At 64.2% G+C, this 20690-nt stretch carries 22 protein-coding genes; 11 read left to right on the plus strand and 11 right to left on the minus strand.

Going from position 1 to position 20690, the window contains the following annotated elements:
• Nucleotides 1-72: 72 nt before the first annotated feature.
• Both ACJA3S_RS10350 and ACJA3S_RS10355 read right to left on the minus strand, forming a co-directional pair.
• On the minus strand, nt 73-255 hold the full coding sequence (locus tag ACJA3S_RS10350; protein WP_170029369.1) for a hypothetical protein: 183 nt from the start codon (nt 253-255) through the stop codon (nt 73-75).
• 93 nt (nt 256-348) lie between these two features.
• Entirely contained in the window at nt 349-684 is a 336-nt protein-coding gene (locus tag ACJA3S_RS10355; RefSeq protein WP_170029370.1) for a hypothetical protein, read from the minus strand.
• A gap of 162 nt (nt 685-846) precedes the next feature.
• Here ACJA3S_RS10355 and ACJA3S_RS10360 point away from each other — a divergent pair, with 162 nt between their 5' ends.
• Nucleotides 847-1668, plus strand: coding sequence for a shikimate 5-dehydrogenase (locus ACJA3S_RS10360; protein ID WP_406821744.1), 822 nt, complete (start codon nt 847-849; stop codon nt 1666-1668).
• Nucleotides 1669-1731: 63 nt separating this feature from the next.
• Here ACJA3S_RS10360 and ACJA3S_RS10365 read toward each other — a convergent pair whose 3' ends face one another.
• From ACJA3S_RS10365 to ACJA3S_RS10375, 3 genes are all read right to left on the minus strand, one after another.
• Complete coding sequence (locus tag ACJA3S_RS10365) at nt 1732-1974, minus strand: hypothetical protein (RefSeq protein WP_406821745.1); 243 nt, start codon at nt 1972-1974, stop codon at nt 1732-1734.
• Between the two features lie 95 nt (nt 1975-2069).
• Nucleotides 2070-2597 (minus strand): lactoylglutathione lyase, encoded by a 528-nt coding sequence (gene gloA / locus ACJA3S_RS10370; RefSeq protein WP_170029373.1) that lies wholly within the window; start codon nt 2595-2597, stop codon nt 2070-2072.
• Nucleotides 2598-2822: 225 nt separating this feature from the next.
• A complete protein-coding gene (locus ACJA3S_RS10375) occupies nt 2823-3182 on the minus strand; it encodes a histone-like nucleoid-structuring protein, MvaT/MvaU family (RefSeq protein ID WP_406822235.1) in 360 nt (119 codons plus the stop codon).
• Between the two features lie 361 nt (nt 3183-3543).
• On the opposite strand from ACJA3S_RS10375, the gene ACJA3S_RS10380 reads away from it, so the two are divergent.
• Both ACJA3S_RS10380 and cobF read left to right on the plus strand, forming a co-directional pair.
• Nucleotides 3544-4833: an OprD family porin gene (locus ACJA3S_RS10380; protein WP_406821746.1), complete on the plus strand. Its 1290-nt coding sequence runs from the start codon at nt 3544-3546 to the stop codon at nt 4831-4833.
• 67 nt (nt 4834-4900) lie between these two features.
• Complete coding sequence (gene cobF / locus ACJA3S_RS10385) at nt 4901-5650, plus strand: precorrin-6A synthase (deacetylating) (RefSeq protein WP_406821747.1); 750 nt, start codon at nt 4901-4903, stop codon at nt 5648-5650.
• Nucleotides 5651-5724: 74 nt separating this feature from the next.
• On the opposite strand, the gene ACJA3S_RS10390 is transcribed toward cobF, so the two are convergent.
• Nucleotides 5725-6075, minus strand: a complete 351-nt coding sequence (locus ACJA3S_RS10390; RefSeq protein WP_406821748.1) for a response regulator — start codon at nt 6073-6075, stop codon at nt 5725-5727.
• A 248-nt stretch (nt 6076-6323) separates the two neighbouring features.
• On the opposite strand from ACJA3S_RS10390, the gene ACJA3S_RS10395 reads away from it, so the two are divergent.
• Genes ACJA3S_RS10395 through ACJA3S_RS10415 form a run of 5 tightly spaced genes read left to right on the plus strand, consistent with a single transcriptional unit; the run spans nt 6324 to nt 12822 of the window.
• A complete protein-coding gene (locus ACJA3S_RS10395; protein ID WP_406821749.1) occupies nt 6324-9791 on the plus strand; it encodes a response regulator in 3468 nt (1155 codons plus the stop codon).
• Nucleotides 9788-10609 carry a CheR family methyltransferase gene (locus ACJA3S_RS10400; protein ID WP_406821750.1) on the plus strand — a complete coding sequence of 274 codons (822 nt, stop codon included), beginning with the start codon at nt 9788-9790 and terminating at the stop codon, nt 10607-10609. Before ACJA3S_RS10395 ends, ACJA3S_RS10400 begins: the two co-directional genes overlap by 4 nt.
• Nucleotides 10606-11181, plus strand: a complete 576-nt coding sequence (locus ACJA3S_RS10405; protein WP_406821751.1) for a chemotaxis protein CheB — start codon at nt 10606-10608, stop codon at nt 11179-11181. Before ACJA3S_RS10400 ends, ACJA3S_RS10405 begins: the two co-directional genes overlap by 4 nt.
• Nucleotides 11175-12401: an ATP-binding protein gene (locus ACJA3S_RS10410; RefSeq protein ID WP_406821752.1), complete on the plus strand. Its 1227-nt coding sequence runs from the start codon at nt 11175-11177 to the stop codon at nt 12399-12401. Before ACJA3S_RS10405 ends, ACJA3S_RS10410 begins: the two co-directional genes overlap by 7 nt.
• Nucleotides 12402-12444: 43 nt before the next feature.
• Nucleotides 12445-12822, plus strand: a complete 378-nt coding sequence (locus ACJA3S_RS10415) for a response regulator (protein ID WP_170029381.1) — start codon at nt 12445-12447, stop codon at nt 12820-12822.
• Nucleotides 12823-12932: 110 nt separating this feature from the next.
• On the opposite strand, the gene ACJA3S_RS10420 is transcribed toward ACJA3S_RS10415, so the two are convergent.
• From ACJA3S_RS10420 to ACJA3S_RS10430, 3 genes are read right to left on the minus strand one after another with little or no spacing between them, the layout of a single operon-like run.
• Nucleotides 12933-13514 carry a TetR/AcrR family transcriptional regulator gene (locus ACJA3S_RS10420; protein WP_406821753.1) on the minus strand — a complete coding sequence of 194 codons (582 nt, stop codon included), beginning with the start codon at nt 13512-13514 and terminating at the stop codon, nt 12933-12935.
• Between the two features lie 12 nt (nt 13515-13526).
• Nucleotides 13527-14375, minus strand: a complete 849-nt coding sequence (locus ACJA3S_RS10425; protein WP_406821754.1) for a 3-hydroxybutyryl-CoA dehydrogenase — start codon at nt 14373-14375, stop codon at nt 13527-13529.
• Between the two features lie 13 nt (nt 14376-14388).
• Nucleotides 14389-15573 (minus strand): acetyl-CoA C-acyltransferase family protein, encoded by a 1185-nt coding sequence (locus ACJA3S_RS10430; RefSeq protein WP_406821755.1) that lies wholly within the window; start codon nt 15571-15573, stop codon nt 14389-14391.
• A 168-nt stretch (nt 15574-15741) separates the two neighbouring features.
• On the opposite strand from ACJA3S_RS10430, the gene ACJA3S_RS10435 reads away from it, so the two are divergent.
• Nucleotides 15742-16752, plus strand: a complete 1011-nt coding sequence (locus tag ACJA3S_RS10435) for an AraC family transcriptional regulator ligand-binding domain-containing protein (protein ID WP_406821756.1) — start codon at nt 15742-15744, stop codon at nt 16750-16752.
• Between the two features lie 128 nt (nt 16753-16880).
• On the opposite strand, the gene ACJA3S_RS10440 is transcribed toward ACJA3S_RS10435, so the two are convergent.
• Entirely contained in the window at nt 16881-17318 is a 438-nt protein-coding gene (locus ACJA3S_RS10440) for a carboxymuconolactone decarboxylase family protein (protein WP_406821757.1), read from the minus strand.
• A 195-nt stretch (nt 17319-17513) separates the two neighbouring features.
• Here ACJA3S_RS10440 and ACJA3S_RS10445 point away from each other — a divergent pair, with 195 nt between their 5' ends.
• Both ACJA3S_RS10445 and ACJA3S_RS10450 read left to right on the plus strand, forming a co-directional pair.
• Nucleotides 17514-17972 carry a nucleoside deaminase gene (locus ACJA3S_RS10445; protein ID WP_406821758.1) on the plus strand — a complete coding sequence of 153 codons (459 nt, stop codon included), beginning with the start codon at nt 17514-17516 and terminating at the stop codon, nt 17970-17972.
• Nucleotides 17969-19165, plus strand: coding sequence for a cyanate transporter (locus ACJA3S_RS10450; protein WP_406821759.1), 1197 nt, complete (start codon nt 17969-17971; stop codon nt 19163-19165). The genes ACJA3S_RS10445 and ACJA3S_RS10450 overlap by 4 nt, the downstream gene beginning before the upstream one ends.
• Here ACJA3S_RS10450 and ACJA3S_RS10455 read toward each other — a convergent pair.
• Entirely contained in the window at nt 19158-20591 is a 1434-nt protein-coding gene (locus ACJA3S_RS10455; protein WP_406821760.1) for a PLP-dependent aminotransferase family protein, read from the minus strand. The genes ACJA3S_RS10450 and ACJA3S_RS10455 overlap by 8 nt on opposite strands.
• Nucleotides 20592-20690 lie beyond the last annotated feature (99 nt).

Here is a 20690-nt window from a genome sequence, read left to right on the forward strand (position 1 = left end):
GGCAATGGAAAAAAAAGACCCGCCAATAGGCGGGCCAGAAGGGCGTAGGGAGCAACGCACAACAAATACGGGTCAGGCGACCAGGGTGCCTGGTTGCAGCTGTTCGATCAGCGCCTGGGCCGAGGCCCGGCTCGGCATCGGGCCACTAACGGCTTCGCCGTTGCGCACCAGGTACCAGCAGGCCAGCAGGCCTTGTTCACGCAACGCAGCGGGGACGGCACTGCCAACAACGGACATGATCTGAATAGTGGCCATGGGGACCTCCTGTAAACATGGCTTCACCATACGCAGCAGCCGAGGCGCTTTGAAATCAACTTCCTCGATAGTGGTCATTAGTTCTATCAACCCTCACCAGCGCGGCGGGCCGTAATACACCGGTGGCGGGCCGTAGTAGCTGCGGTAGCCCGGCGGTGGCGCATAGTACGGTTGGTAATACACCGGTGGTGGTGGCGGTTGCATGTACACCGGCGGCGGTGCGTAGTAGACCGGCTGGCGCTCGACATACACGGTACGCTCGCGCCCGCCATAAACCGTTGCCCCGACCACCGCACCAACCACGGCGGCACCTAGCAGCGGGCCCGGGCCATACCAACCACCGCCGCCATGGCCACCATGGGCGGCAGCGGGCCCGCTGATGGCCAGGGCACCGACCAGCAGGGCGACTGAAGGAATGTGGCGGTTCATAAAGCAACCTCGCAAGGACACCCCAAGCGTGGGGTCCTGTTAACTATGACCCCACTCTTGCTCGGCTGAGCACAGGGAAACGGTAAAGGTTGTGTAAGGGACGACCAGTGGTTGCCTCTGTTACGCTGCACAAACGTTTCAGTTATGACAAAGGAGCAGGTTATGTCGACAAGTCCCAGCAGAGATACCGTGTTGTGCATCTCCCTGGCCGGCCGCCCCGGCACCTTCGGGGTGCGCTTCCATAATCACCTGTACCAGCAGCTGGGCCTGGACTTCTACTACAAGGCCATGCGCACCGATGACCTGCCGGCAGCAGTGGCGGGCATCCGCGCCCTGGGCATCCGCGGCTGCGGCGTCTCGATGCCGTACAAGGAGGCCTGCATGGCGTTGGTCGACGAGGTCGACCCCTCCGCGGCGGCCATCGAGTCGGTCAATACCCTGGTCAATACCAACGGCCATCTGAAGGCGTACAACACCGACTACCTGGCGGTACGCCAGTTGCTGGCGCAGCACCAGGTCGACCCGCGCACGGCGTTTGCCCTGCGCGGCAGCGGCGGCATGGCCAAAGCCGTCGCCAGTGCGCTGCGCGATGCCGGGTTCGCCGAGGGAATCATCGTTGCGCGCAACGAGCAGCCCGGGCGGCAGTTGGCGGATGTCTGTGGCTATCGCTGGGTGGCTGAGCTGGAGGACCTGTGCCCACCGATGCTGATCAACGTGACGCCAATCGGCATGGCAGGCGGCGCGCAAGCCGAGCAGCTGGCGTTTTCCGAAAACGCCATCGCCGCGGCCGAGCGGGTGTTCGACGTGGTGGCGATGCCGGCGCAGACACCATTGATCCGGCGCGCGCAGGCACTGGGTAAACCGGTAATCACCGGGCTGGAAGTGATTGCGCTGCAGGCGCTGGAGCAGTTCGTGCTGTACACCGGGGTGCGACCGACGCCGGCGCAGGTGGAGGCGGCGGTGGCTTACGCCCGGAATGTCTGATTGCGCCTGTTTTGGCCCCTTCGCGGGTAAGCCGGCGAAGGGGCCAAGACAGAACAACCAGGATCAGAACACCTTGTGCCCTTCATCCAGTTGCTGGTCGACCAGCGCCCGGCCATGGGCCAGCGACACATGTTGTGCATTCTCCAGGTTGGAGAAGAACTTCATCGGCATCGACATGCGTTTGCTGGTATGCCCTTCAGGGTCGGTGATCAGGCATCCGGCGGCATAGGGCAGGGGGGAGTCGGGGTGGGGCATCACGCTGGCGGTGATGGTGTGCTGGCGGTATTCACAGTGAAGAGATTGCATCGTCCTTACCTCGCTGTGGCATGTGAAGCAGTTACCTCCATATACCACAGCAAGGGGCCAGGAGTTCCCGGCCCGACGAGCGCAGCGCGAGGAACTCAGCCCTTGAGTTCGCTCGGCTGGATGACTTCGACCCAGTAACCGTCCGGGTCCTTGATGAAGGCCAGGTGGTTCATGCGGCCGTCCTGCAGGCGTTTCTGGAACGCTACACCCAGGGCCTCGAAGCGCGCGCAGGCGGCACGCACGTCCGGTACCGAAACGCAGATATGGCCAAAACCGCGCGGGTCGGTGTTGCCGTTGTGGTAGGCGAATGCGGCATCGTTCTCGGTACCGTGGTTGTGGGTCAGCTCCAGCACGCCGGGGATCGACTTCATCCACTGGTGGCGTTCGGCATCATCGGCCGGGATCTGCGCCGGGTCGACCAAGGCCAGGAAGTACAGGCTGAAGGCCGCTTCGGGGAAGTCGCGCTTGTCCACCAGGCGGAAGCCCAGCACGCGCGTGTAGAAGTCCAGGGACTTTTCGATGTCCTTGACCCGCAGCATGGTGTGGTTGAAGACGAACTGAGCAGTGGCAGCGTCCGGTTGGGCGGTGACGCCAGGCAGGGTTTGCAGATCGTGCAGGCTCATGGGAACTCCTGAGGCAAGGCCGGGCGCAGGGCACCGGCAAAACAGACAGGCTGGCCATGATACGGCAGTACGCCGATTGCGCAAATGAAAGCGCCCTGCACAAGGCAGGGCGCTGGAATTAGAGGCCCGCATGTGCGGGCGCGTGATGGGGTCGCTAGTCCTTTAGCTGTCTCGATACTGAGCCAGCCGTTGTGAAAAAAGTGTGAAGTGTGCGTGGACGTTTCATCAGCGTACCCAGCTTTCTACCGTGGCGGCTCCGTACTGCTCTTTCCAGGCCTTGAGGCCACGGTGATTACCGCCTTTGGTTTCGATTCGCTCGCCGGTGTGCGGGTTGGTGTAAACCTTCACTACGCGCGGGCGGCGTTGTTGTTTGGGCGCGGCACTGGGCGCCCGGGACGTGGCCTTCGGGTCGAGGATGGCGATGATATCGCGCAGGCTCTTGTCATAGCTTTTCATCAGGCCGACTAGTTTCTGCTCGAATTCGATTTCGCGTTTGAGGCCGGCATCCTTTTTCAACGCTTCCAGTTGCGCCATCTGTTCCTGAAGCGCTTTTTCGGCAGCACGAAACTCTGCAAGTCTGGACACTGTAATCACTCCTGTACGTCGGCGGTGGCAGGGCGTGACGAACATTGAAGAAATAAAAAACGCCGGCCACGCGGGTAGGTTCTGTTGTTCGCTGATATCGAGTGTAGTCATTCACGGGTACGGGGTAAACTGCAAACTTTTTTTGAAGTAAGCGGGGAACTTTCCGGGTGCCCCGTGCGTTATTTTGCGTTTTCTTCATGGTTGCCCTGCCTGGCGCTTAGACCATGGTCCAATGGCGCGTTGTAGAGCGGTTGCGCGATCATTTCCGATGATGGCCGTGTATTCTTCGGCCGCGCCGCTATACCGTGGCCAGCCTGTGCCACAGGTTATTTACTCGCTTTGATTCTGGATGTTTCCCCGCATGTTTGCCCCTTTTCCCCGCGCCCCCGGGCGTCGTGTTGCCGGCCTGTTCCTGTTGTGTGCCGGTGCCCATGCCCAGGCCGCTGGTTTTCTTGAAGACAGCCGCGCCAAGGTTGAAGCACGCAATGTCTATTTCAACCGAGACTTTCGTGACGGTCACAGCAGTTCCAGCCAGGGTGCGTCCAAGCGCGAAGAATGGGCACAAGGCTTCATCTTGAATGTGCAGTCCGGTTTCAGCCAAGGGCCGGTAGGGTTTGGCGTGGATGCACTGGGTATGTTCGGTTTCAAACTGGATTCCAGCCCGGCGGACAGTAACAGCGGCCTGTTGCCGTCTTCTGGCCACGACCCGCGACACTCGGCCGACCAGTATGCGAAGTTGGGCCTGGCCGCCAAGGCCAAGCTGTCCAATACCGTACTCAAGTACGGTTCGATGATGCCGGATGTGCCGCTGCTCAAATACAACGACGGTCGTCTGCTACCGACCATGTTCCATGGCGCCATGCTGACTTCCGAAGAGTTGCGCGACCTGAAGTTCACCCTGGCACGCCTGAACCAGTACACCGCGCGTGATTCCACTGACCGCCAGGATATTCGCGTGCACTGCAAGAACAAGCGTTATGCCTGCGATATCGAAGCCGACCATTTCGATCTGGCCGGCGTCGATTACCGTTTCAACGAGCGGCTCAGCGCCCAGTACCAGGTGGCCAGGCTGGATAACATCTATCGCCAGCACTTCCTTGGCCTGGTCGCCAGCCAGCCGCTGGCGGTGGGCAGCTTGTCGGCCGACCTGCGCTTGATCAAGAGTGACGACATCGGCAATGCGCGCGCGGGCGAAATCGACCACCGCGCATTCAGCGGCATGCTCGGCTACAGCCTGGGTGGCCACAAGCTCAGTGCCGGCTGGCAGCGCATGTACGGCGACAGTGCCATGCCGTACCTGGATGGCAGCAACCCATACCTGGTCAACTATGCCCAGGTCAACGATTTCGCCGCCGCCCAGGAACGCTCCTGGCAAGTGCGTTATGACTATGATTTCAAAGCCCTGGGTGTGCCCGGCCTGACCTTCTTCACCCGTTACATCAATGGCGACAGTATCAAGGTGCCGGGCAGCATGGCCGAAGGCAAGGAATGGGAACGCGACACCGAACTCAAGTACCAGGTGCAAACTGGCACGTTCAAGGATGTCAGCGTACGCCTGCGCAATTCCACTTACCGCAGCAACTATGAACGTTGGGCGCGTGACATGGACGAGACACGGGTGATTGTCAGCTACAACTTCTCGCTGTTCTGATCGCTTGCTTTGCCAAATACCGGCAGCCGCCTGACAATGGCTGCTGGTTCCGGCAAAGGGCAGGGCAATGAAAGACCTGTTGTTGATTGGCATCGGCCCCGGTGACCCGCGCCAGATCACCTACGAGGCGGTCGAGGCGCTGGCCCAGGCCAGCGTGTTCTTCGTGCTCGACAAGGGCCGCGACAAGGATGAGCTGGTGCAGCTGCGCAAGGCCATCCTGCAACGTTACCGGCCCGAGGGTGGCTACCGCCTGGTGCAGGTGGCCGACCCTGTGCGCGCGGCGCACGCCGATGGCTACCTGGGTGCGGTACAGCATTGGCACCGCCAGCGTGCGGCCCTGTACGCGCAACTGATCGACCAGGAGGTCGGCGCCGGGGAGGTGGGCGCCTTCCTGCTGTGGGGCGAGCCGGCCTTGTATGACAGTACGTTGCGCATTCTCGACCTGGTCCGCGAGCGCGGCGTAGCGCTGCGCCTGCGGGTGATTCCCGGCATCAGCAGCGTGCAGGCCCTGGCCGCGCGTCACCAGGTGCCGCTCAACCGCATTGGTGAGCCGCTGACCGTGCTGCCAGGGCGATGCCTGGCGACGCAGGCGCGTATCGACAATGTGCTAGTCATGCTCGATGGCCAGTGCGCATTTGCCCAGCTCGATGACCCGGCATTGGTGATCTACTGGGGCGCGTATCTGGGGACCGAAGATGAAGTGCTGATTGCCGGGCCGTTGCAGGCGGTGAAGGCTCAGATCCTCGAAGTGCGCGAACGGCAGCGCGGGCGCAAGGGCTGGATCATGGATACCTACCTGTTGCGCAGGGAGCTGTGAGGCGCGGATACCGCTGCAGCTGCAGGCCACGCGGTCTGGAAGCGGGCAGGCTCGCGAAACCGACTGCGTTCCCCTCAAGCCGGGCCCACGATGGCCATCACCTGGTCGCGCAATTGGTCGATGCTGAACGGCTTGCTGATCAGGTGCATGCCCTCTGGTACATCAACGCTTTCGGCATAGCCGCTGGCGAACAGCACCGGCAGCAGCGGGCGCAGTTCGCGGGCCTTGGCCGCCAGCGCCTCGCCGCGCATGTCCGGCAGCCCCACGTCGGTCATCATCAGCGCCAGGGCCTGGTCCGGGTTTTCGAGAATGCGCAGCGCTGCCCTGGCGTTTTCCGCCTGAATGACCTTATAGCCTGACTCGTCGAGCACTTCGACCATCAGCATGCGGACGATGTCGTCGTCTTCGACTACCAGAAGGTGCATGGTTCTGATCCTGTACAAATGGAATGTCTTTAATCTGTGCACCGGGTGGCAGCAGAAGTTCCCGAGGATACCGGTCCATGCAATCAGATGGAACGATTGGCGCACATCACCTTCAAATACTGGCTAAATGCCCTGCCAGACCCGCTAAAGCTGGTTAGACTCGCTTAACAGGACGGTGCAGTGGCAGATAACAACAACGATTGATCGGCCACACTCTTCATGGACTTTTCTTGCTCGGGCGTTTTCACATGATTCAAGCAGCCTCGATGGACCAGCGCAGCTTCCGCAAGTTGTTGACCCGCAACGTCGGCCTCCCTTTGGGGGTGGGGCTGCTTGGGGCCTTGGCCTTTGTCGGGGTGATCAACTACCTGCTTTCGGCCATGCAGTGGGTTGAGCACACCGACCGGGTCATCGGCAATGCCAACGAGACGGTCAAGCTGTCGATCGACATGGAAACCGGCGTGCGCGGCTTCCTGATTACCGGCGACGAGCGTTTTCTCGACCCCTACGAAGTGGCCAAGCCGCGTATTTTCGGCAGCCTGCAGGGCCTGCGCAGCATGGTCGAGGACAACCCGCAGCAGGTCGAACGCATCGACCGCTTGATCGCCCTGCAGCAGGCCTGGAACGCCTTTGGCAGCGAACTGATTGCCCAACGCCGCAGCCAGGGCGACTACCGCGCGTCGATCGGCAGTGGGCGTGGCAAGCGCCTGACCGATGAGATCCGCAAAGAGTTCGATGCCCTGATCAGCGCTGAGCAGCAACTGCGCATGACCCGTAACGAGCGGGTCAGCAGTGTCACGGTCACGGTCATGCTGTCGTTCGTGCTGTTCATTGTCGGCCTGAGCGCCTTGCTCGCCTACCTGGGGCGCCGCGACCTGCTGGCGCTGTCGGCCAGCTACGATGCCAACCTGCACGCCCAGCAACGCGCCACCGAGCACCTGGAGCACCAGGCCTGGCTGCGCAACGGCCAGACCCAGCTGGCCGAGCAGGTATTGGGCCAGCTGACCCTGTCCATGCTGGGTGACAATATCCTGCGCTTTTTTGCTGGCTACCTGGGCAGCGTGGTCGGGGCCATGTACGTGCGCGACGAGCATGGCCACCTGGTGCGGGTGGCCTGTTACGGCCTGGATGCCGAAGAGCAGGCCCGCGAGCAGGTGCTGGGCGATCACGAAGGTTTGCTGGCCCAGGCCGTGCGCGAGGGGCGCCTGCTGCGCCTGGACAACTTGCCAGAAGGCTATTTCCACCTCAGCTCCGGCCTGGGCCGGGGCTTGCCGCTCAGCGCCGTGCTGATGCCGGCGGGCGAGGGCGCGCAGGTCAATGGCGTACTCGAACTGGGCTTCCTGCGGCCATTGCTGCCACGTGACGAGGAACTGCTGCAGCGGCTTGGTGGCAACATCGGTATCTCGATCGACAGCGCCCGCTACCGTCAGCGCCTGCAGGAAGTGCTGGCCGAAACCCAGCAACTGAACGAAGAGCTGCAGGTGCAGCAGGAAGAGCTGAAAACCGCCAACGAGGAGCTGGAGGAACAATCCCGCGTGCTCAAGGAGTCCCAGGCCCACCTGGAAACCCAGCAGGCGGAGCTGGAGCAGACCAACGAGCAGTTGTCCGAGCGCACCGAGGCGCTGGACCGCAAGAACGACGAACTGCTCCACGCCCAGGAACAACTGCAGGCACGCGCCGAAGAGTTGCAGCGTTCGAGCAAGTACAAGTCCGAGTTCCTCGCCAACATGTCCCACGAGCTGCGCACACCGCTGAACAGTTCGCTGATCCTGGCCAAGCTGCTGGCCGAGAACGTCGAAGGCAACCTCAGCGCGGAACAGGTCAAGTTCGCCGAATCCATCTACTCGGCCGGCAACGACTTGCTCAACCTGATCAACGACATCCTCGACATCGCCAAGGTCGAGGCCGGCAAGCTGGAAGTACGCCCGGAAACCACCCAGCTGGAGCGCCTGGTCGAAGGCCTGCGCGGCATGTTCGAACCGTTGGCCGCGCACAAGGGCCTGGCCTTCGAGGTAACCACCGACGCCCAGGTGCCGGCCACCCTGTTCACCGACCGCCAGCGCCTGGAGCAGATCCTCAAGAACCTGCTGTCCAACGCGATCAAGTTCACCGAGCGCGGCCAGGTCAGCCTGAACATCGGCTACCAGCCCGACAGCGGCATCATCTTTGCCGTGCGCGATAGCGGCATCGGTATTGCCGCCGACCAGCAGCAGGCGATCTTCGGTGCCTTCCATCAGGTCGATGGCACCAGCAACCGGCGTTATGGCGGCACCGGCCTGGGGCTGTCGATTTCCCGCGACCTGGCGCATTTGCTGGGAGGGCAGATCAGCGTCGACAGCAGCCTCGGCCAGGGCAGCGTGTTCAGCCTGATCCTGCCGGAGCGCTACGAGCGTGAGGCACAGACCGCCGAACCGCTCGCCCTGCGCCCGGCGGTCGATGCCTTGCCACCGGCTGCGCCGACACCCGTGGCGAGCAAGCCACAACGCCCGGCCCCGGCGTTTGCCGACGACCGCGAGCGCGCGCCGTTCGCCAACCGCTGCATCCTGGTGATCGAGGATGAACCGAACTTCGCCCGGATCCTGTTCGACCTGGCCCACGAGCTGGGTTACAGCTGCCTGGTCGCGCAGGGCGCCGACGAGGGCTTCGAGCTGGCCATGCAGTACATTCCCGATGCCATCCTGCTGGACATGCGCCTGCCCGACCATTCCGGCCTCACCGTGCTGCAACGCCTCAAGGAGCAGGCCAGCACCCGGCACATCCCGGTGCATATCATTTCCGTGGAAGACCGGGTCGAGGCGGCCATGCACATGGGCGCCGTCGGCTATGCGGTCAAGCCCACCAGCCGCGAGGAACTCAAGGAAGTGTTCGCCCGTCTGGAAGCCAAGCTGACCCAGAAGCTCAAGCACATCCTGCTGGTGGAAGACGACGACCTGCAGCGCGAAAGCATTGCCCGGCTGATCGGCGATGAGGATGTCGAGATCACTGCCGTGGCCATGGCCAAGGATGCCCTGGCGCTGCTGCGCGAGAACATCTACGACTGCATGATCATCGACCTCAAGCTGCCGGACATGCTCGGCAACGAGCTGCTCAAGCGCATGACCGCCGAGGACATCCGCGCGTTCCCGCCGGTAATCGTGTATACCGGGCGCAACCTGACCCGTGAAGAGGAAGCCGACCTGCTCAAGTATTCGCGCTCGATCATCATCAAGGGGGCGCGCTCGCCGGAACGCCTGCTCGATGAAGTGACGCTGTTTCTGCACAAGGTCGAGTCGCAGTTGTCCAACGAACGCCAGCGCATGCTCAAGACTGCGCGCAGCCGCGACAAGGTGTTCGAGGGCCGCAAGGTGTTGCTGGTGGACGATGACGTGCGCAACATCTTTGCCCTCACCAGCGCGCTGGAACACAAGGGCGCGATCGTCGAGATCGGTCGCAACGGGCGTGAAGCCATCGAGCGCCTGGAACAGCATGATGACATCGACCTGGTGCTGATGGACGTGATGATGCCGGAAATGGATGGCTTCGAGGCGACCCGCCTGATTCGCCAGCAAGCGCGGTGGCGCAAGTTGCCGATCATCGCCGTGACCGCCAAGGCGATGAAGGATGACCAGCAGCGTTGCCTGCAGGCTGGCGCCAACGACTACCTGGCCAAACCGATCGACCTGGACCGTCTGTTCTCGCTGATCCGTGTCTGGCTGCCGCAACTGGAGCGAATTTGACTAGCGAACGTAACACCGACATCGAAATCCGCTTGCTGATCGAGGCCATCTACCTCAAGTACAGCTACGATTTCCGCAACTATTCCGGCGCTTCGATCAAGCGCCGGATCCTGCATGCGCTGCGCCAGTTCGATTGCCTGACGGTATCGGCACTGCAGGAGCGCGTGCTGCACGACCCCGGCATGTTCATGCAGTTGCTGCAGTACCTGACGATCCCGGTCAGCGAGATGTTCCGCGACCCGGAGCACTTCCTGGCGCTGCGCAACGAGGTGGTGCCGCTGCTGCGCACCTGGCCGTCGATCAAGGTCTGGATTGCCGGCTGCAGCACTGGCGAGGAGGTCTATTCGATGGCCATCCTGCTGCGCGAGGAAGGGTTGCTGGAGCGCACCATCATCTACGCCACCGACATCAACCCGCATTCGCTGGACAAGGCCAAGCAGGGCATCTACTCGATGCAGAGCATGTACGAATACGCCGAGAACTACCGCCTGGCCGGTGGCCGGCGGGACTTTTCCGACTACTACACGGCGGCCTACGGCAATGCCATCATGGACAGCTCGTTGCGCGAAAACGTAACCTTCGCCGACCATAGCCTGGCCACCGACAGCGTGTTTTCCGAAACCCAGCTGGTGTCGTGCCGCAACGTCCTGATCTACTTCGACAAGGTACTGCAGGACCGCGCCCTGGGGCTGTTCCACGAGTCTCTGTGCCACCGTGGCTTCCTGGTGTTGGGCAGCAAGGAGTCGGTGGATTTTTCCGCCTATGCCGAGCGCTTCGAGCCGCTGGTCAAGCCCGAACGGATCTTCCGTAAATCATGAATGGCGTGCGCGCGGTGGTGATCGGTGCCTCGGCAGGCGGGGTGACGGCCCTGTTCAAGGTGCTCGGCGGGTTGCCGGCCGGCTTTGCCCTGCCGGTGGTCTGCGTGCTGCACCTGCCGGATGACCGCCACAGCCAGCTGGCCGAAGTGCTGCAACGCCGCCTGCATCGGCCAGTGTGCGAGGCGTGCGACAAGCAGCTGCTGCAGCCTGGGCAGATCTATGTGGCCGGGCCGGGTTATCACCTGTCGGTGGAACGCGATTTCACCCTGTCGCTCAGCCAGGAGCCGCCGGTGCATTTTTCCCGACCGGCAATCGACTTCCTGTTCATGTCGGCGGCCGACGCCTACGGTGCCGGCCTGCTTGGCGTACTGCTCACCGGGGCCAACGAAGATGGTGCCGCAGGGCTTGCCTATATCAAGAACAGCGGGGGCCGGACCATCGTCCAGGACCCTCGCGATGCACAGGTCGCGCTGATGCCGGAGGCTGCCCTGGCCCTGCACCAGCCCGACCATATCCTTACTTTGAGTGGTATCGAGCAGTTGCTCGCTGCCCTGGAACCCAGCGCATGCTAAGCCACACCACCGCCAAACTGCTGATCGTCGACGACCTGCCGGAGAACCTGCTGGCCCTCGACGCATTGATCCAGGGCGAAGATCGCGAGGTGCACCAGGCCCAGTCTGCCGAAGCCGCGTTGTCGCTGTTGCTCGAACATGAGTTCGCCCTGGCCATCCTCGATGTGCAGATGCCTGGCATGAACGGCTTCGAGCTGGCCGAGCTGATGCGCGGTACGGAAAAGACCCGCAACATCCCGATCGTCTTCGTCACTGCCGCCGGGCGTGAGATGAACTACGCCTTCAAGGGCTACGAAAGCGGTGCGGTGGACTTCCTGCACAAACCGCTCGACACCCTGGCGGTGAAGAGCAAGGTGTCGGTGTTCGTCGACCTGTACCGCCAGCGCAAGGTGCTCGACCGCCAGTTGCAGGCGCTGGAACGCAGCCGCCAGGAACAGGAAATGCTGCTGGCGCAGTTGCAGACGGCGCGGGCCGAGCTGGAGCATGCCGTGCGCATGCGCGATGACTTCATGTCGATCGTGTCGCATGAGGTGCGCACCCCGCTCAACGGGCTGATCCTCGAAACCCAGCTGCGCAAGCTGCACCTGTCGCGCGGCAACCTTGCCGCGTTCAGCCGCGACAAGCTGCAGGCCATGGTCGAGCGCGACGAACGGCAGATCAACAGCCTGATCCGCCTGGTCGAGGACATGCTCGATGTGTCGCGCATCCGTACCGGCAAACTGTCGCTGCGGCCCAAGGCGTTCGACCTGGGCCAGCTGGTGCGTGGCCTGGTGGAGAACTTTGCGGCCCAGGCCACTGCCCTGGATACCCACATCGAACTGCAACGCTGCGAGCCGCTGCACGGTGAATGGGACGAGTTTCGCATCGAGCAGGTGCTGGCCAACCTGTTGTCCAATGCCTTGCGCTACGGTGAGCGCAAACCGGTGCAGGTGCGCGTGTTCGAGGACGATGGCCTGGCCTGCGTGCAGGTGCAGGACCACGGCATCGGCATTGGCGCGGCCAACCAGCAGCGCATTTTCCAGCAGTTCGAGCGGGTGGCGACCCAGCAGGCCAGTGGTGGCCTGGGCCTGGGGCTGTACATATCGGAGCAGATCGTCCAGGCCCATGGCGGGCGTATCCTGCTCGACAGCGAAGAGGGCAAGGGTGCCACGTTCACCCTGCAGTTGCCGCTGGCAGCCTGCGAACAACAAAACGACCAGGCGCGGGCAACCTCTGCATGAGCCTGGGGTCTGATGGCTGTTGCAAGCATTTCAAGGCGTTGACATGAGTGAAGATGCACAAGATGTGGTGCTGGTCGTCGAGGATGAGCCGGCGATTCGCATGATTCTGCGGGATTACCTGGCGGGCGAGGGCTACCACGTACTGGTGGCCGAGGATGGCGAGCAGGCCTTCGCGATCCTGGCCAGCAAACCGCACCTGGACCTGATGGTGACGGACTACCGCCTGCCCGGCGGGATCTCCGGCGTGGAAATTGCCGAACCGGCGGTCAAGTTGCGGCCGGACCTCAAGGTGATTTTCATCAGCGGCTACCCGGCCGAGATTCTTGAATCCGGCAGCCCGATCACGCGCAAGGCACCGATCCTGGCCAAGCCATTCGACCTGGATACCCTGCACGAGCAGATCCAGTCGCTTCTGCGCTAGCCTGCACTGGCCCTTTCGCGGGTAAACCCGCTCCCACAGGAACTGTGCAAACCTTGAGACTTGCACAGTTCCTGTGGGAGCGGGTTTACCCGCGAAAGGGCCGTAACAGGCTAGCGCAGTGTCCGCTCCAGGCCACCCACCAGCATGCTTTCCATCAACCCCAGCCCCTGTTCCTCGGGCAGCGCCTTCAACAGCCCCGGCAACTGGTTCAGCAGCGTCGCCAGCACATGGGCGGTGGCCACCAGCGCCTCGCCCTGCAGCTTCGCCTGGGGGGCGATCAGCCTCAGCAACCCCGCCTCATAGCGCTTGCGCAACAAGGCCAGGCGCGCCTGCTGGTCGTCGCTCAGGCAACACAAGTCGCGCTCTGCCAGGCGAAACTGAAGCGGTCGCTCGGCGTGCAGCTGCCAGTGCGCCGCAATCAGGCAGGTCAACGCCGATGCCCCGCGGGCCATGGCCCGCCGGCCCTGGTCGAGGGTGGCCTGCAACTCCTCGTACAACTCTTCGATCAGGTCGTACAACAGGTCCTGCTTGCTGGGAAAGTGGTGGTACAGCGAGCCGGCAGTCAGGCCCACATGGGCCGCCAGCTCGCGCATGCTGACCTGGCCAAAGCCCTTTTCGGCAAACAGCGCCATGGCCCGCTCACGTCGCTCCTCGAAATTGGCACAGCGCATCGCGGCATTGACCGGGGGCATGGCGTTCGCTCCTCAGTAGCTGAAGAAACCGCGGCCGCTCTTGCGCCCCAGCCAACCGGCCGCGACCATTTCCTTGAGCAGCGGGGCAGGGCGGTACTTGCTGTCGTTGAAGCCTTCATGGAAGGCCTCCATGATCGCCAGCAGCGTGTCCAGGCCGATCAGGTCGGCCAGCGCCAGCGGGCCGATCGGCTGGTTGCAGCCCAGGCGCATGCCGGTGTCGATATCCTCGGCACTGGCCAGGCCTTCCTGACGCACGAAGATCGCTTCGTTGATCATCGGCACCAGGATGCGGTTGACCACGAAGCCCGGGCGGTTGCCGGCGGTGATCGGCGTCTTGCCGACCTTTTCGGTCACCACCAATGCCTGGGCATAGGTGCTGTCACTGGTCTGCAGGCCGCGGATGATCTCGACCAGTGCCATCATCGGCACCGGGTTGAAGAAATGCACGCCGATGAAACGCTCAGGGTGCTCGATGCTGGCAGCCAGCTGGGTGACCGATAGCGATGAGGTGTTGGTGGCGATGATGCACTCGGCGGCGACGTTGGCCGCAACCTGCTGCAGGATGCGCTGCTTGAGCTGCAGGTTTTCGCTGGCCGCCTCGATCACCAGTTGCGCACCGTTGAGCTGGCTGTAGTCGGTGCTGGTGCGGATCCGCGTTTTCGCCGCCGCAGCCTTGTCCGCATCGAGGCTGCCCTTGCTGACCTGGCGCTCGAGGTTCTTGCTCAGGGTGGCCACGCCGCGCTCCAGCGCCGCGTCGGAAACATCCACCAGCAACACTTGGTAGCCGGCGACTGCACACACCTGGGCAATGCCGTTGCCCATGGTGCCGGCGCCAATCACGGCGATTTGTTCAATGTTCATCGGTCAGCCTCCCTCAGACGCGCTCGAAGACCACGGCGATGCCTTGGCCACCGCCGATGCACATGGTGGCCAGGGCGTAGCGGCCCTGGATGCGCTGCAGTTCATGGATGGCCTTGGTGGCAATGATCGCGCCGGTGGCGCCCACCGGGTGGCCAAGCGAGATGCCCGAGCCGTTGGGGTTGACCTTTTCCGGGTCGAAGCCCAGTTCGCGGGCCACGGCGCAGGCCTGGGCGGCAAACGCTTCGTTGGACTCGATCACGTCCAGGTCCTGCACCTTCAGGCCGGTCTTTTCCAGTACCTTGCGGGTGGCCGGGATCGGGCCCAGGCCCATCAGCTCCGGCTCGACGCCGGCATGGGCGTAGCCGACCAGGCGTGCCAGCGGCTTCAGGCCCAGGCGGCGCACCGCGTCACCCGTGGCCAGCACCAGGCCGCCTGCGCCATCGTTGATGCCGCTGGCGTTGCCGGCAGTGACGGTACCGTCTTTCTTGAAGACCGGCTTCATCCCGGCCAGCTGCTCGGCGGTCACTTCGCCACGCACATGTTCATCGACACTGAACTGCACGCTGCCCTTGCGGGTTTTCAGCTCCAGCGGAACGATCTGGCTGGCGAAACGGCCTTCGGCGATGGCGCGGGCGGCGCGGCGCTGGCTGGTCAGGGCCAGTTCGTCCTGCATCTCGCGGGTAATGCCGTGTTTGGCCGAGACGTTCTCGGCAGTGATGCCCATGTGGAAGTGCTCGAACGGGTCCTGCAGCACGCCGACGGTGTAGTCGATACCTTGCAGGTCACCCATGCGCGCACCCCAGCGTGCCTGTGGCAGCAGGTACGGGCCACGGCTCATGGATTCGGCGCCGGCCGCCACCGCCACGTCGGTGTCGCCGAGCAGCAGGCACTGGGCCGCCGAGACGATCGCCTGCAGGCCGGAGCCGCACAGGCGGTTGACGTTGAACGCGGGGGTTTCCTTGGGGATGCCGGCGTTCATCGCCGCGACCCGGGCCAGGTAGGCATCGCGTGGCTCGGTGGGGATCACCGTGCCCATCACCAGGTGGCCGACCTGCTCGGCGGCAACCCCCGAGCGCTCGATGGCGGCACGGGTGATGGCGCTGGCCAGGTCAGCCAGCGGCAGGTCCTTGAGGGAACCGCCAAAGCCACCGATGGCTGAACGGACGGCACTGACGACGTAGATTTCTGCGCTGCTCATAGGGGCTCCGATTGCGAAGGCATGGCGGGACCGGGCCAGGCTCTGCGAGAATGGCCGGCGATCCCGGAGTGGGACCGAGTCTAGGCAAAGGCTCTGTTGCAGCCTATGCCGGAACTGTTCAAACAACCTGGCACTTTTTGCCACTCAGCATAGACAGCGAAAACCGCCATGCGCGATAGCGATTCGGTCGCCGTGTACTTCCTCAATGCCATGCTCCACGCGTTGCGCAACTGCCCCGCCGAGCGCGATGCGCAGCTGCGCGCGGTGGGCATCGACCCGCAGCTGCTCGCGCAGCCCCAGGCCCGCGTGCCGGCCAAGGCCTTTGCCCAGCTGTGGCTGGCGCTGATCCAGCGCCTGGATGACGAGTTCTTCCGCCTCGACAGCCATGGCATGCCGCCGGGCAGCTTCGCGCTGATCTGCCGGGGCCTGATCCTCGAGCCCAACCTGGAAAAAGCCTTGCGCCAGTGCATGGCCGGTTTCGGCCTGTTCCTGCGTGACTTGCGCGGCAGCCTGACGGTGCGTGGCGGGCGGGCCGTGATCAGCGTGCATTCGAACATTGCCGACCCGCTGACCCGAGTGTATGCCGAGGAAACCTACCTGGTACTGATGATCGGCATGCTGTGCTGGCTGGCCGGGCGGCGGATCGCCATCGACCGCACCGAGCTGGCGGTGTCGCGCCCGGCGCAAGAGGACGACCTGCTGTTATGGGGGCCAGACCTGCGCCTGGGTAGCGGGCGTACCGAAGTGGAGTTCGACAGCGCCTACCTGCGGCTGCCGGTGGTGCAGGACCTGGCCGCCCTGAAAACCTTCCTGCGCAGCGCGCCACAGGGGCTGGTGATTCGCTTCCGCAACCAGAACGGGCTGGTGGCCGAGGTGTACCGGCACCTGCGGGCGCGGCGCTATGGGCAATGGCCGACGCTGGCGGCACTGGCGCAGCAGCAGGGGGTCAGTGCCAGCACGTTTCGCCGCCAGCTGGAGCGGGAAGGCCGCTCCTACCAGCAGATCAAGGACGAAGTGCGCCGGGCAATGGCCTTCGAGCGCCTGCGTGAAGGGGTGCTGAGCATTGCCGAGATCGCCGAGCAGGCGGGCTTCCAGGAGCCCAGTGCGTTTCACCGGGCGTTCAAGAAATGGACCGGGCAGAGCCCAGGCAGCTACCGGGCGCGGTTGGCCGGGCGATAGCTTTACCTGCTCCGGCCTATCACCGGCAAGCCGGCTCTCACAGGTACCGGGCAACTTTCGAATGCCATGAATTCCCTGTGCGAGAGGGTTCACCCGCGAAAGGCCGGCACAGGCAGTGGCTCAAATGATCAGGCCGGCACCATGGCAAACCCGACGCCAAAGCGGTTCCAGGCATTGATGGTGGCAATCGCCAGGGTCAGGTTGGCCACCTCGGCTGGTTCGAAGTGCTCCAGTAAAGCTTCATAGTGTGCCTGCGGCGCACCGTGCTCGGGCAGCCGGGTCAGGCTTTCGACCCAGGCCAGCGCAGCACGCTCGCGTGGGGTGAAATAGGCGGTTTCCTGCCAGACGCACAAGGTCTGCAGGCGCGCTTCGGTCTCACCGGCCTTGCGCGCGTCGTTGGCGTGCAGGTTGACGCAGTAGGCGCAGCCGTTGATTTGCGAAGCCCGCAGGCGCACCAGTTCCAGCAGCGAATTCTCCAGGCCACTCCTGGCCAGGGCCTGTTCCAGGCCGACCATCGCCTGATAGGCCTCAGGGGCTTGCTTGGCCCATTCGATACGGTTGTGCATGGCTATCTCCAAGGGTGTGTGAGGGATGGCGCTACTGTAGCGTCGGCCCTGTGCCGCCCCGATAGCCAATCTTGCATATAAGCGGGAGGCCAATCGGCTATTCGGCTGGCCACTGACAGGCATCCAATCTCTTCATTTCTGCCTGGGTGTCCGGGCCGGGATAATGACCGGGTATTGCTACTGGAGAAGCCATTCATGTCCGCCGAACATTTCATGCGCGAAGCCCTCGACCTGGCCCGCGCCAACATCCGCGCCGGTGGCCGGCCCTTTGGCGCCGTGCTGGTGTACCAGGGGCAGGTGCTGGCGCGCGCGGTCAACGAGATCCACAGCACCCAGGACCCTACCGCCCACGCCGAGATGCAGGCCATCCGCAAAGCCAGCCATGCGCTGGGCCGGGCGCGCCTGGCGGGTGCCGAAATCTACGCCAGCGGCCATCCATGCCCGATGTGCCTGGCGGCCATGCACCTGTGTGGTATCGAGCGCGCCTGGTTTGCCTACGACAACACCGAGGGTGAACCCTTCGGCTTGTCCACCGCGGCGGTCTACGCGCAGATGGCCCGCCCGCCGCAACAGCAGAGCCTGCCGCTGCGGGCGCTGAAGCCCAGCGGCGAAGCCGGCCTGTACCAGGAATGGCAGCAGGCCAACCAGCAATGAGAGCGGCATTGAACCTGTTGCTGGTGCTGTTGCTGGCACTGAACCTGAGGCCGATCCTGACCAGTATCGGCCCGTTGCTCGAAGCCATGCGCGCCAGCACCGGCCTGGGCTATCAGCAAGCGGCCTTGCTGACGGCGTTGCCGGTGCTGTGCATGGGCCTGGTGCCGCTGCTGCAGCCATGCTTGCAGCGCTGGCTCAGCGAACATCGCGGCATGCTCGCGGGCCTGGCGGCGATCGCCCTGGCCTGCCTGTGGCGCCTGCAACTGCACAGTGCCTGGGCACTGATCGCCAGTGCGCTACTGGCCGGCCTCGGGGTAGCGCTGGTGCAGGGCATGATGCCAGGGTTGGTCAACCGCTGGTTCCCCGGGCGCCTGGCCGCCGCGATGGGCCTGTATTCGGCGGCGCTGATGAGCGGCGGCGGCCTGGCCGCCGTGCTCGGGCCGCATGTCAGTGGCTACTTCGGCCGCTGGCAGGTCGGCCTGGGCCTGTGGGCAGCGCCGGCGCTGCTGGCGCTACTGGCCTGGGCCATGCTGCGGCCGCGCCAGCCCCTAGCGACGCAGGCCGGTACTGCGGGCGGGCACTGGTTCGGGACGCGCCGGGCCTGGTTGCTGGCACTGTACTTCGGCCTGATCAACGGCGGCTATACCAGCATGGTCGCCTGGTTGCCGGCCTATCACATCGAGCACGGCGGCAGCGCCCAGGGCGGTGCAGACCTGGTGGGCCTGATGACCCTGTTCCAGGTGGCTGGGGCAATGGGCCTGCCGCTGCTGTTGCGGCGCTGGGCAGATCGCCGCCCCGGCCTGTGGCTGGCGCTGGCGATCCAGCTGGTGGGTTTCCTCGGCCTGCTGCTGGCGCCGACACTGGCTGCGGGGCTGTGGGTGGCATTGATCGGCTTTGGCCTGGGCGCCTGTTTCAGCCAGAGCCTGACCTTGACCCTCGAACATCTGCAAACCCCGGCCGAGGCGGGCAGCCTGGCGGCGTTCGTGCAAGGGATCGGTTTCGTCATCACCGCTATCGTGCCGTACATCACCGGCTGGTTGCGGGATGTGAGCGGTGACTTCCAGGCGTCGTGGACGCTGCTGAGCGTGACCGTGCTGGCGATGCTGCTGGTGACCGCCTGCTTCAACCCGCGCGGCTATGCTGCGGCCATCGCCCGCCCGCTGGCTGCCGGCCAGGCCGCGCCGGTCAGCTGAGGCGCTGCAGGGTGTCGCGCACCCGGTCCAGCGCCGGGTCGATATCCAGCAGTTCGATGGCGCCGAAGCCCAGCAGCAGCCCGGGACGCACCGTTGTCTCGCTGAAGAACGGCGCCAGCGAGTACAGGCCAACCTCCACCTTGCGTGCCAGGTTGGTCAGCAACTCGACATCCACCCCAGGCCGGGCCAGGGCGCTGAGGTGGAAGCCGGCGCTGGCGGGGATGGCGCTGAACCACGGCGCCAGGTCGCCGCCCAGGCGCGCCAGGATGCGTTCGCGACGAGCGCTGTAGATGTCGTGGCAGCGGCGGATGTGCTTGTTCAGGTGGCCTTCGGTCAAGAACCGCGCCAGCGCCCATTGCAGCAGGGTCGGGCTGTGCCAGTCGCTGAGGTGCTTGGCCACGCAGGCGGCTTGCAGCACGGCCGGCGGAAGCACTGCATAACCCAGCCGCAGTTCCGGCAGCAGGGTCTTGGAAAACGTCCCCACATAGGCCACCAGGCCATGGCGGTCGAGGCGCTGCAGTGCATCTGCCGCCGGCCCGTGGTAGCGGAACTCGCAGTCGTAATCGTCTTCGATGATCAACGCGCCCAGCTCGGCGGCCCGCGCCAGCAGGGCGTGCCGACGTGGCTCGCTCATCGGCATGCCCAGTGGGAACTGGTGCGAAGGCGTTACATAGATCAGCCGGGTGCCATCGGCGATCTGTTCCACGCACAGGCCTTGGTCATCCACCGGTACCGACTGCAGGCGCGCGCCCAAGGCCATGAACAGTTGCCGTGCAGGTGGGTAGCCAGGGTCCTCCATGGCCACCTGGCAACCTGGCTCGACCAGCACCCGGGTGATCAGGTCGAGCGCCTGCTGGGCACCGTTGCAGACCAGCAGGTCGGCGGCGCTGCAGTGCACGCCTCGGGCGTAGGCTATGTGGTGGGCGATAGCCTCGCGCAGCTCGGGCAGGCCCTGGGCCGGGAAGTGCCGCTCGGGATGGCGCTGGCTGCGGCGCAGGGCGTAGTTCAGGCAACTGCGCCATTGGTCGAAGGGGAATTGTGCCTTGGTCGAAGCCCCGCCGATGAAGTCATAGCGTGAGGGTGATTGCAGCTGACGTCGGCCAAGCACGGTGGCGCGCTGCTGCCAGCGTTCGAGCGAGGCGGCACCAGCGAGAGGGATGGCGGGTGATTCACTGCTGCGCAGCGGCTGACGTGGGCTGATGAAGGTGCCACGGCCAACCACGCCGCTCAACAGATTGTCATAGGTCAGGCGTGAGTAGGCTTCGGCCACGGTCTTGCGTGACACGCCGAGTTGCTCGGCCAACAGGCGGCTTGGCGGCAGTTGGGTGCCGGCAGCCAGGTGGCCGCTGTCGATACCGGCACGCAATTGCTGGTAGAGCTGGTCGGCCAGGCCTTTGCGGCCTTGCAGGCGAATGTGCAGTTCCATGAGCGGGTCCGGAGCGGGGGAAGCGCTCAGGATAGCGGAAGGCGAGCTGCAGGAGCGGCCTTGTGTCGCGAAAGGCCGCTCCTGCCAGGGCGAGAGGGT

The sequence above is a fragment of the Pseudomonas sp. KnCO4 genome (genome assembly GCF_045344305.1).
GTDB classification, from domain to species: domain Bacteria; phylum Pseudomonadota; class Gammaproteobacteria; order Pseudomonadales; family Pseudomonadaceae; genus Aquipseudomonas; species Aquipseudomonas anuradhapurensis.

What these genes read in the sequence shown, in the direction of transcription:
- ACJA3S_RS10380 (WP_406821746.1), top strand. Translation starts at nt 3,544, where the DNA reads ATGTTTGCCCCTTTTCCCCGCGCCCCCGGGCGTCGTGTTGCCGGCCTG.
- ACJA3S_RS10365 (WP_406821745.1), bottom strand. Translation starts at nt 1,974, where the DNA reads ATGCAATCTCTTCACTGTGAATACCGCCAGCACACCATCACCGCCAGC.
- ACJA3S_RS10455 (WP_406821760.1), bottom strand. Translation starts at nt 20,591, where the DNA reads ATGGAACTGCACATTCGCCTGCAAGGCCGCAAAGGCCTGGCCGACCAG.
- ACJA3S_RS10350 (WP_170029369.1), bottom strand. Translation starts at nt 255, where the DNA reads ATGGCCACTATTCAGATCATGTCCGTTGTTGGCAGTGCCGTCCCCGCT.
- ACJA3S_RS10410 (WP_406821752.1), top strand. Translation starts at nt 11,175, where the DNA reads ATGCTAAGCCACACCACCGCCAAACTGCTGATCGTCGACGACCTGCCG.
- ACJA3S_RS10395 (WP_406821749.1), top strand. Translation starts at nt 6,324, where the DNA reads ATGATTCAAGCAGCCTCGATGGACCAGCGCAGCTTCCGCAAGTTGTTG.
- ACJA3S_RS10405 (WP_406821751.1), top strand. Translation starts at nt 10,606, where the DNA reads ATGAATGGCGTGCGCGCGGTGGTGATCGGTGCCTCGGCAGGCGGGGTG.
- ACJA3S_RS10440 (WP_406821757.1), bottom strand. Translation starts at nt 17,318, where the DNA reads ATGCACAACCGTATCGAATGGGCCAAGCAAGCCCCTGAGGCCTATCAG.
- ACJA3S_RS10445 (WP_406821758.1), top strand. Translation starts at nt 17,514, where the DNA reads ATGTCCGCCGAACATTTCATGCGCGAAGCCCTCGACCTGGCCCGCGCC.
- ACJA3S_RS10435 (WP_406821756.1), top strand. Translation starts at nt 15,742, where the DNA reads ATGCGCGATAGCGATTCGGTCGCCGTGTACTTCCTCAATGCCATGCTC.
- ACJA3S_RS10430 (WP_406821755.1), bottom strand. Translation starts at nt 15,573, where the DNA reads ATGAGCAGCGCAGAAATCTACGTCGTCAGTGCCGTCCGTTCAGCCATC.
- ACJA3S_RS10450 (WP_406821759.1), top strand. Translation starts at nt 17,969, where the DNA reads ATGAGAGCGGCATTGAACCTGTTGCTGGTGCTGTTGCTGGCACTGAAC.
- ACJA3S_RS10415 (WP_170029381.1), top strand. Translation starts at nt 12,445, where the DNA reads ATGAGTGAAGATGCACAAGATGTGGTGCTGGTCGTCGAGGATGAGCCG.
- ACJA3S_RS10425 (WP_406821754.1), bottom strand. Translation starts at nt 14,375, where the DNA reads ATGAACATTGAACAAATCGCCGTGATTGGCGCCGGCACCATGGGCAAC.
- gloA (WP_170029373.1), bottom strand. Translation starts at nt 2,597, where the DNA reads ATGAGCCTGCACGATCTGCAAACCCTGCCTGGCGTCACCGCCCAACCG.
- ACJA3S_RS10360 (WP_406821744.1), top strand. Translation starts at nt 847, where the DNA reads ATGTCGACAAGTCCCAGCAGAGATACCGTGTTGTGCATCTCCCTGGCC.
- ACJA3S_RS10390 (WP_406821748.1), bottom strand. Translation starts at nt 6,075, where the DNA reads ATGCACCTTCTGGTAGTCGAAGACGACGACATCGTCCGCATGCTGATG.
- cobF (WP_406821747.1), top strand. Translation starts at nt 4,901, where the DNA reads ATGAAAGACCTGTTGTTGATTGGCATCGGCCCCGGTGACCCGCGCCAG.
- ACJA3S_RS10420 (WP_406821753.1), bottom strand. Translation starts at nt 13,514, where the DNA reads ATGCCCCCGGTCAATGCCGCGATGCGCTGTGCCAATTTCGAGGAGCGA.
- ACJA3S_RS10355 (WP_170029370.1), bottom strand. Translation starts at nt 684, where the DNA reads ATGAACCGCCACATTCCTTCAGTCGCCCTGCTGGTCGGTGCCCTGGCC.